Origin of the sequence: Mesorhizobium vachelliae (assembly GCF_033977325.1) — a bacterium.
GTDB lineage: Bacteria > Pseudomonadota > Alphaproteobacteria > Rhizobiales > Rhizobiaceae > Mesorhizobium > Mesorhizobium vachelliae.
Genome location: NZ_JAVIIR010000080.1, coordinates 1 through 586 on the forward strand (window position 1 = coordinate 1; position 586 = coordinate 586).

Genomic DNA, 586 nt, shown 5'->3' on the forward strand with positions numbered 1-586 from the left:
GACGTGCCCAGGATCGTCGACTGGTACATGGAAAAGAAGATCCAGATCGACCCGATGATCACCCACACGCTGAAGCTCGAGGACATCAACAAGGGCTTTGACCTCATGCATCAGGGCAAGTCGATCCGCAGCGTCGTGGTTTACTAGGTGAAGGAGGTCCGAATTTGCTTCATCGACCCCGATAAGTCGACGATCCATCGGATACGGAACTTCGGCGAGGACCTGTGGCGGCGTTTTCGGGACAACAAGCACGTCGAAATCGACCTGAAGGAGATCGATCGCGCGAAAGACGATATCGCCTATTTCGTGCATGCCAGGTTCTTGAGGAGGAGCTTGAGCGAAGTGCACCGGCTGCTGAAGGTGCACTTCATGGAAAGTGAGGTGGTCATCGACACTGGGTCGACATGACCGAAAAACATGGGAGGAAGTAGGAATGGCGGAAAAACTGCATCACTCGATAGACAATGGCCTGCCGAAGGAAAGCGCGAGCTTTGCCGGCGGCACGCTGGTTTGCCTGTGCACCAGCAAGCCGGTGAAGGTGAAGGTCAAGGGCCAGATCGCCCACAACCATGCCTGCGGCTGCACC

At 56.0% G+C, this 586-nt stretch carries 1 protein-coding gene and 2 pseudogenes; all 3 read left to right on the plus strand.

Annotated features, from left to right (window positions below; all coding sequences use genetic code 11):
- Positions 1 to 147 (plus strand): annotated as a pseudogene (locus tag RFM41_RS34105) (S-(hydroxymethyl)glutathione dehydrogenase); the annotation flags it as partial.
- Complete coding sequence (locus RFM41_RS34110; protein ID WP_320248764.1) at positions 148 to 408, plus strand: hypothetical protein; 261 nt, start codon at positions 148 to 150, stop codon at positions 406 to 408.
- Between the two features lie 25 nt (positions 409 to 433).
- A pseudogene (locus tag RFM41_RS34115) lies at positions 434 to 586 on the plus strand (S-(hydroxymethyl)glutathione synthase); the annotation flags it as partial.